General features: G+C 44.5%; 2 tRNA genes and 1 rRNA gene. All 3 read right to left on the bottom strand.

The features are described from left to right. Window positions 1-129: 129 nt before the first annotated feature. Window positions 130-205, bottom strand: a tRNA-Ala gene (locus M3234_RS28910). 15 nt (window positions 206-220) lie between these two features. Further along, window positions 221-297: transfer RNA gene (locus M3234_RS28905), tRNA-Ile, on the bottom strand. Window positions 298-391: 94 nt separating this feature from the next. Beyond that, window positions 392-452, bottom strand: a 16S ribosomal RNA gene (locus M3234_RS28900); the annotation flags it as partial.

Below are 452 nucleotides of genomic sequence, written 5' to 3'. Positions count from 1 at the left end.
GTGCGCCCTTTCTAACTTAACCTAAAAGGTTTTACTCTAATAATTAGAGAGAAAAACTAAAATGGCGATCACTCGGTTTTTACTTGGTTACTTCTTCTTTTACGATTATCTAGTTTTCAAAGAACGAATTGGTGGAGCTTAGCGGGATCGAACCGCTGACCTCCTGCGTGCAAAGCAGGCGCTCTCCCAGCTGAGCTAAAGCCCCAATTTATGAAGGGTATGGTGGGCCTAAATGGACTTGAACCATCGACCTCACGCTTATCAGGCGTGCGCTCTAACCAGCTGAGCTATAGGCCCCCATCATTATCTTAAGAGAATTTAATCTCTCAAAACTAAACAAACAGAAAACAGTCAACGTTATATCAGTCCGACAGGACTGTATATTCCTTAGAAAGGAGGTGATCCAGCCGCACCTTCCGATACGGCTACCTTGTTACGACTTCACCCCAATC

This window comes from Neobacillus niacini (assembly GCF_023715785.1).
Lineage (GTDB): Bacteria > Bacillota > Bacilli > Bacillales > Cytobacillaceae > Neobacillus > Neobacillus niacini_E.
This window is presented reverse-complemented; position numbering and strand designations above follow the sequence as displayed.